The 6,324-nt window shown below is 71.7% G+C and carries 6 protein-coding genes and 8 tRNA genes; 9 read left to right on the top strand and 5 right to left on the bottom strand.

Going from position 1 to position 6,324, the window contains the following annotated elements; all coding sequences use genetic code 11:
* Together ACWEMJ_RS33480 and ACWEMJ_RS33475 are read right to left on the bottom strand one after the other, a co-directional pair.
* Positions 1 to 71, bottom strand: a tRNA-Val gene (locus ACWEMJ_RS33480).
* Between the two features lie 213 nt (positions 72 to 284).
* Positions 285 to 356, bottom strand: a tRNA-Val gene (locus tag ACWEMJ_RS33475).
* Positions 357 to 756: 400 nt separating this feature from the next.
* On the opposite strand from ACWEMJ_RS33475, the gene ACWEMJ_RS33470 reads away from it, so the two are divergent.
* The 3 genes from ACWEMJ_RS33470 (at position 757) to ACWEMJ_RS33460 (ending at position 2,630) form a co-directional block, all read left to right on the top strand.
* Positions 757 to 1,170: an SsgA family sporulation/cell division regulator gene (locus ACWEMJ_RS33470; RefSeq protein WP_030056266.1), complete on the top strand. Its 414-nt coding sequence runs from the start codon at positions 757 to 759 to the stop codon at positions 1,168 to 1,170.
* Positions 1,171 to 1,486: 316 nt separating this feature from the next.
* Complete coding sequence (locus tag ACWEMJ_RS33465; protein ID WP_452140908.1) at positions 1,487 to 2,068, top strand: CGNR zinc finger domain-containing protein; 582 nt, start codon at positions 1,487 to 1,489, stop codon at positions 2,066 to 2,068.
* A gap of 73 nt (positions 2,069 to 2,141) precedes the next feature.
* On the top strand, positions 2,142 to 2,630 hold the full coding sequence (locus ACWEMJ_RS33460) for a DsbA family protein (RefSeq protein ID WP_452140907.1): 489 nt from the start codon (positions 2,142 to 2,144) through the stop codon (positions 2,628 to 2,630).
* A gap of 34 nt (positions 2,631 to 2,664) precedes the next feature.
* Here ACWEMJ_RS33460 and ACWEMJ_RS33455 read toward each other — a convergent pair whose 3' ends face one another.
* From ACWEMJ_RS33455 to ACWEMJ_RS33445, 3 genes are read right to left on the bottom strand one after another with little or no spacing between them, the layout of a single operon-like run.
* On the bottom strand, positions 2,665 to 3,507 hold the full coding sequence (locus tag ACWEMJ_RS33455; RefSeq protein ID WP_452140906.1) for an N-acetyltransferase family protein: 843 nt from the start codon (positions 3,505 to 3,507) through the stop codon (positions 2,665 to 2,667).
* Between the two features lie 31 nt (positions 3,508 to 3,538).
* Positions 3,539 to 4,366 (bottom strand): aminotransferase class IV, encoded by an 828-nt coding sequence (locus ACWEMJ_RS33450; protein ID WP_452140905.1) that lies wholly within the window; start codon positions 4,364 to 4,366, stop codon positions 3,539 to 3,541.
* 20 nt (positions 4,367 to 4,386) lie between these two features.
* The gene (locus ACWEMJ_RS33445; protein ID WP_452140909.1) at positions 4,387 to 5,403 is read right to left on the bottom strand and encodes a chorismate-binding protein; all 1,017 of its coding nucleotides are present in this window, start codon (positions 5,401 to 5,403) and stop codon (positions 4,387 to 4,389) included.
* A 302-nt stretch (positions 5,404 to 5,705) separates the two neighbouring features.
* Here ACWEMJ_RS33445 and ACWEMJ_RS33440 point away from each other — a divergent pair.
* The 6 genes from ACWEMJ_RS33440 to ACWEMJ_RS33415 all read left to right on the top strand — a co-directional run bounded on the left by ACWEMJ_RS33440 (position 5,706) and on the right by ACWEMJ_RS33415 (position 6,324).
* Positions 5,706 to 5,778: transfer RNA gene (locus ACWEMJ_RS33440), tRNA-Gly, on the top strand.
* A 39-nt stretch (positions 5,779 to 5,817) separates the two neighbouring features.
* Positions 5,818 to 5,891: transfer RNA gene (locus ACWEMJ_RS33435), tRNA-Cys, on the top strand.
* 37 nt (positions 5,892 to 5,928) lie between these two features.
* Positions 5,929 to 6,000 (top strand) — tRNA-Val (locus ACWEMJ_RS33430).
* A 34-nt stretch (positions 6,001 to 6,034) separates the two neighbouring features.
* Positions 6,035 to 6,106: transfer RNA gene (locus ACWEMJ_RS33425), tRNA-Val, on the top strand.
* A 37-nt stretch (positions 6,107 to 6,143) separates the two neighbouring features.
* Positions 6,144 to 6,215: transfer RNA gene (locus ACWEMJ_RS33420), tRNA-Val, on the top strand.
* Between the two features lie 37 nt (positions 6,216 to 6,252).
* Positions 6,253 to 6,324: transfer RNA gene (locus ACWEMJ_RS33415), tRNA-Val, on the top strand.

Genomic DNA, 6,324 nt, shown 5'->3' with positions numbered 1-6,324 from the left:
GGGCGATACTGGGATCGAACCAGTGACCCCTTCGGTGTGAACGAAGTGCTCTCCCGCTGAGCTAATCGCCCGGGCAACGAGATGAACAGTAGCACCACTTGGGCCCGGGTATCCAATCCGTTCCCCGACGGCCCCCCAGATCCCGTGCCGGACAGGTCCGTTGAATAGCTCCCGCGCGGGGCGGGCCCGTTGAATGTCCGTCAGAACTCGGGCCGGGGAACGCGGAAAAGGCGTAGGGCCCCGACCTGATAAACAAGTCGGAGCCCTACGCCTTTGCATTCCGGTGGGCGATACTGGGATCGAACCAGTGACCCCTTCGGTGTGAACGAAGTGCTCTCCCGCTGAGCTAATCGCCCGGGTGCAGAAAGAACATTACCCCATCCGCGCGGGTGCTCCGACCACCCCCGGCCCCTCGCCGGGCCCGGCCCGGGTCCTTCCGGCCCCGGCTGCTCCGACCAGGGGCGACCGGGAGGGGTCGCGGACGGGGCGGCGGTGCGGACGGGTCCGCCGGCGGCAGCTTCGTGCGTTCCTCCAGCCGCCTGGCCGGCCGTCCGGTGCGACCGCCGGTAATCCCTGCCGTTACCGCTCCGGCGGGTGGGCGGCCCGGCCGTTCGGGGGATTCCGCAATCCGCCGGAAGGGGTACGACTCGCACCGGAATCGGGACAGACGGGTTTACACCGGGCTTTCAGGTGGGATGGTCCGTTCGCCGACGTGCGATTCCCCGAGCGCACACTGAGCGAAAGGCCCTGGCGCTTATGAACACCACGGTCAGCTGCGAGCTGCACCTGCGCCTCATCGTGTCCAGCGAGTCCTCACTGCCCGTCCCCGCGGGCCTGCGCTACGACACTGCCGACCCCTATGCCGTGCATGCGACGTTCCACACCGGAGCCGACGAGACCGTGGAGTGGGTGTTCGCCCGCGACCTCCTCGCGGAGGGGCTGCATCGACCGACCGGTACCGGCGACGTCCGGGTGTGGCCGTCCCGCAGCCATGGTCAAGGCGTGGTTTGCATCGCCCTGAGCTCTCCAGAAGGAGAGGCACTGCTGGAGGCCCCGGCCCGGGCGCTTGAGTCCTTCCTCAAGCGGACGGACGCCGCGGTGCCGCCCGGCACCGAACACCGTCACTTCGACCTCGACCGGGAGCTGTCACACATCCTCGCCGAGAGCTGAACCCAGAACGAGATACGGCCCGCCGTCGCGCGGCGGCGGGATCGCCTCGATGCGCACCGTCCTACTCGGGGGCACGGTCGCAGTTCAGTGCCGCCCGCCGGCGGCCTCGGGGCCGGCCCCGGGCGTTCCCTCCTCACGGAGCGGACGCCCGGGGCCAAGGCCTGCCCGGCGGCGGGGGCGGATCGGCACTCGGGGCGGGGCACCCCGGGGGGACGGGTCGCGTCCTGGCCCGAACGGCGGCGCGGGCCGGTAGAGTCGGCCCCCGCGTTGACCGACGCGGCGGTCCTCGGGCCGTCGCCGCGTGAGGAGTTCCCACGTGCTGATCACCCATGACACCGAATGCGCGCTGAGCATCCTGGTGGAGCTGCTGAACACCGCGCCGGAGGCCTGCGGCAGCGAGCAGCTGCCCGATGTGACGGCGCTGGGGGCCTTCGTGGTGGGGCAGGAGATCAGCGAGATCGACTCGCTCGGCCCGGCCGACCTGGCCGCCGTGCACGAGCTGCGCGACCGGCTGCGCGAGGTGTTCTCGGCCGAGACCGTCGAGCGGGCCGCGGAGCTGGTGAACGCGCTGGTCGCCGAGGCCGGCACCACGCCCCGGCTGACCAACCACGACCACCACGGGTGGCACATCCACTACTTCGCGCCGCACGCCGCGATCGGCCGGCACCTGGCCGCCGAGCTCGGGATGGCGCTGGCGTTCATCGTGATGGCGGGCGAGCTGGAGCGGCTGCGGCGCTGCGAGGCGCCGGACTGCGCGCGGGTGTTCGTGGACCTGTCCCGCAACCGTTCCCGCCGCTACTGCGACAGCCGCACCTGCGGCAACCGGCTGCACGTGGCCGCGTACCGGGCCAGGCAGCGGTCGGCGGAGGCCGGGGCGGTGGCGACGGGCGGGCGCTGAGCGCGGCGCAGTTGCCCGGTCGGGGCGCAGTGCCTGGTCGGGGCCGGGCGGCGGACCTGGGAGACTTGGAGGCATGAGCGATTCCCCCCTGCCCCGTGTCGAGTTCTGGTCCGACCTGCTGTGCCCCGACTGCCGTACCGCGCTGGACGACGTCCGGGCGCTGCGCGAGCGGTTCGGTGACGCGCTGACCGTCGAGCTGCGGCACTTCCCGCTGGAGAAGCACAAGTTCGCCTATCCGGCGGCGGAGGCCGCTGCCGAGGCGTTCGAGCAGGGGCGCGGCTGGGAGTTCGTCGAGGCGCTGCTGGGGCGGTTGGAGGACGTGGAGCGCGGTGGGGCGCAGGCGCTGGTGGCGATCGCGGCCTCGGTCGGGCTGGACGCGGACGAGGTCGACACGGCGCTGATCGACGGCCGGCACATGCTGCTGGTCGATTCGGACGTGGCCGAGGGGCGGGCGATCGGTGTGAAGGGCACGCCGACGTACGTGGTGGGCGGCAAGCGGCTGGACGGCGGGCAGTCCCAGGAGGGGCTGCGGGAGCGCATCGTGGAGCTGCTGGGCGGCTGACCGCCCCGCAGGGGGGCGGGGCGGTCGGGGCCGGTCAGAGCAGCGGCTTGCTGAGGATGCGCCGGGTGACCCGGTAGCCGAGCGAGTCGTAGAGGGCGATCGCCGTGGCGTTGTCGGCGAAGACGTTGAGGCCGAGGTGGCGGACGCCGGCGGTGAGGCATTCGCGTTCGGCGAGGCGCATCAGGGTGCGGCCGTGGCCCCGGCCGCGGTGTTCCGGGGCGACCTCGACCAGCATCACCCAGGCCACCGGGCTGCCGTCGGGCAGGCGGTCCTGGCGGAGGGCGACCCAGAGGCAGCCGAGGACCCGGCCCTCGGCGTCGAGGAGTTGCCGCAGCACGGTGTCCGGGGTGTGCGGGCCGTCGGGCAGGGCGCGGTGGTGGTCGTCCTCGGCCTTCGCGGTCGCTTCGGCGTCGCCGAGGCCGGATTCGATCAGCTCCTGCCGGTAGCCCTCGACGGCCTCCTCCTGCCAGGCCGGGTACTCCTGCGGGCCGATCGGACGCACCGTCAACTCGGCCGGTGTCTGCGGGAGTTCGGTGAGCGGTTTGATCAGGTTGCGCATCCGCTCGGTGTAGCCGAGGCTCCGGGCGAGGCCCAGGCCGGCCTCCGCCTCGGCGGGCACGGTGAGGTCGATCCGGGTGCAGCCCCAGGAGCGCAGCACCTCTTCGGCGGCGAGCACGCCGATGGTGCCCCGGCCCCGGCGGCGGCCCTCGGTGACTTCGAGCTCGCTGATCTCGCCCCGGCAGAAACCGTTCCCGGGCCAGGCGGTGGTGCGCAGACCGCCCACGGGGTGGCCGTTGACCATGATGTGCCAGTGCCGCGTCCGGCCGTTGTTGACCGCGGCCTCCTCGGCCCCGTCCGGCCGCAACGTGGTTGTCATACCGGCCCCCTTTCCCGTTCCCTGCCTGGTTCTACCGCACTCGGGCGGGGTCGTGGTCCTGGGCGGCGCGATCGGTGAAGATCTCCATCGCCTTGCGGGTGACCGGGCCGATGGCGGGGAGGATGCGGGCGTCGACGCGGGTGACGGCCTGGACGTCGCGGAGGGTGGAGGTGAGGAAGACTTCCTCGGCGTCGGCGAGGGCTTCGAGGGGGACGTCGGTCTCTTCGGCGCCGGTCCAGTCGATGACGAGTTGGCGGGTGATGCCGGCGAGGCAGCCGGAGGCGAGGGTGGGGGTGATCAGGCGGCCGTCGAGGACCAGGAAGACGTTGGAGCCGGTGCCTTCGCAGAGCAGGCCGGTGGTGTTGGCGAACAGGGCTTCGGAGGCGTCGGCGCGGTGGGCGGCGGCGAGGGCGACGACGTTCTCGGCGTAGGAGGTGGTCTTCAGGCCGGTGACGGCGGAGTGTTCGTTGCGGCGCCAGGGGACGGTGACGACGGCGGTGGTGTCGGGGCGGCGCTTGGCGGGGCCGAGGGCGACGACCAGGGTGGGGGTGCTGTCGCCGCGTTCGGAGCCGAGCGGGGCGGGGCCGCCGGTGTAGGTGATGCGCAGGCGGCCGAGCGGCAGGGGCTGGGCGGCGAGGACGGCGGCGCAGGCCTCGCGGACCCGGTCGTGGTCGGGGTCGGGGAGGCCGAGGCCGCGGGCGGAGCGGGTGAGGCGGTCGAGGTGGCGGGTGAGGGCGAAGGGTTCGCCGTGCTCGGCCTTGACGGTCTCGAAGACGCCGTCGCCGACGGTGAGTCCGTGGTCGAGGACGGAGAGGGTGGCCCGCTCCTCGGTGGTGAGGGTTCCGTTGACCCAGATCATCGGCGTGTTGCTCCTTGCGGTCATGCGGGGGTGCCGGTGGAGGCTATCGCCACCAGCCTGGCGGCTTTGAGTTCGGTTTCCTGCCATTCGCGCTCCGGGTCGGAGCCCCAGGTGATGCCGGCGCCGGTGCCGAACTTGAGGACGGGCCGGCCGCTGTCCCGTTCGATCCAGAACGAGCGGATGCCGACGGCGAGTTCGCCCTCGCCGCGGTCGGCGTCGATCCAGCCGATGGCGCCGCAGTAGGGGCCGCGGGGGGCGGTCTCCAGGTCGCGGATGATGCGCAGGGCGCTGCTCTTGGGGGCGCCGGTGACGGAGCCGGGCGGGAAGGTGGCGTCGAGGAGTTCGGGCCAGCCGGCGTCGGCGTGCAGGCGTCCTTCGACGGTGGAGACGAGGTGGACCAGGCCGGGGTGCTTCTCGACCACGCACAGGTCGGGGACGGTGACGGTGCCGGTGTCGCAGACCTGGCCGAGGTCGTTGCGGACCAGGTCGACGATCATCACGTTCTCGGCGTGGTCCTTGTCGAGCAGGTCGTGCTCGGTGCGGCCGGTGCCCTTGATCGGGCCGGAGCGGACGGTGCGGCCGTGGCGGCCGAGGTACAGCTCGGGTGAGGCGGTGGCGATTTCGACGCCGTGCTCGGGGAGGCGGATCGTTCCTGCGTACGGCGCGGGGTTGTGGGCGGCGAGCAGTCCGGTGAGGGCGTCGATGTCGGTGCGGTCGGGGTCGGGCAGGGGCGCGCTCAGGATCCGGCACAGGTTGGCCTGGTAGACCTCGCCGGCGGCGATGTGCGCGCGGATGCGGCGCACTCCGGCGCGGTAGGCGTCGGCGTCGAGGGAGCTGTGCCAGCTGTCCGGGGCCGGGCCGCGCCAGTACTGGGTGGCGGGCGGGGCCGGCTCGGGGCGGACCTCGTCGAACCGGGCGCAGGTGAGGCGGCCCTCGAAGTCGTGGGCGACGGCCCAGAATCCGCCCCGGTCGAGGGCGGCGGGGTCGTGGGTGACTTCGCGCAGTCCGGTGGCGAGGCGTCCGGCGAAGCGGGCCATCGGCTGGTGGGGGCTGAGCGGGGCGGTGCGGCCGGACACGGTTCTCCTGCGCGGATTGCGGTGCTGCCCGTTGCGCCCGCGCGAGCGCGGGCGTGGGCGCCGGGGGTTCGCCCCGGTACCAAAAGTCTAGGTCGGAGGCCTGCCGGAACGGTTCGGCCGGGGCGGACGGTTGGGCATCCGGCGGCCACCCCCGCGCCACGCTGCGGGAACGGATTTTTCAGCTGGGCCCGGAATCCGCTAGAGTTCAACACGTCGCCAGGGAGCGCAGCCGGGAAAAACCGGAAGGGCTTCCAGGAAGACAGGCGGACGTGGCTCAGTTGGTAGAGCATCACCTTGCCAAGGTGAGGGTCGCGAGTTCGAATCTCGTCGTCCGCTCGATGGGGAACGGGTAAGATCGTTCTTCAGAAGTTGCCTGGTGGAGTGGCCGAGAGGCGAGGCAACGGCCTGCAAAGCCGTGTACACGGGTTCAAATCCCGTCTCCACCTCCAAGAGGTTCCTTCCGGTCTCGACCGGGAGGGCCTCCCCGCGCGATTAGCTCAGCGGGAGAGCACTACCTTGACACGGTAGGGGTCACTGGTTCAATCCCAGTATCGCGCACCGATCTTCGGATCTCGGTCTTCGGATCGTCCCTGCGCGATTAGCTCAGCGGGAGAGCACTACCTTGACACGGTAGGGGTCACTGGTTCAATCCCAGTATCGCGCACACAGGCAGGACTTCCTCGGAGTTCCTGGCACCCCCCGCGCGATTAGCTCAGCGGGAGAGCACTACCTTGACACGGTAGGGGTCACTGGTTCAATCCCAGTATCGCGCACACAGGCAGGGCTCCCTCGGAGTTCCTGGCACCCCCCGCGCGATTAGCTCAGCGGGAGAGCACTACCTTGACACGGTAGGGGTCACTGGTTCAATCCCAGTATCGCGCA

It is taken from the genome of Kitasatospora sp. NPDC004531, from assembly GCF_053602195.1.
This window is presented reverse-complemented; position numbering and strand designations above follow the sequence as displayed.

Coding starts and splice junctions, on each gene's coding strand:
- ACWEMJ_RS33470 (WP_030056266.1), top strand. CDS start 757: ATGAACACCACGGTCAGCTGCGAGCTGCACCTGCGCCTCATCGTGTCC.
- ACWEMJ_RS33460 (WP_452140907.1), top strand. CDS start 2,142: ATGAGCGATTCCCCCCTGCCCCGTGTCGAGTTCTGGTCCGACCTGCTG.
- ACWEMJ_RS33455 (WP_452140906.1), bottom strand. CDS start 3,507: ATGACAACCACGTTGCGGCCGGACGGGGCCGAGGAGGCCGCGGTCAAC.
- ACWEMJ_RS33450 (WP_452140905.1), bottom strand. CDS start 4,366: ATGATCTGGGTCAACGGAACCCTCACCACCGAGGAGCGGGCCACCCTC.
- ACWEMJ_RS33445 (WP_452140909.1), bottom strand. CDS start 5,403: ATGGCCCGCTTCGCCGGACGCCTCGCCACCGGACTGCGCGAAGTCACC.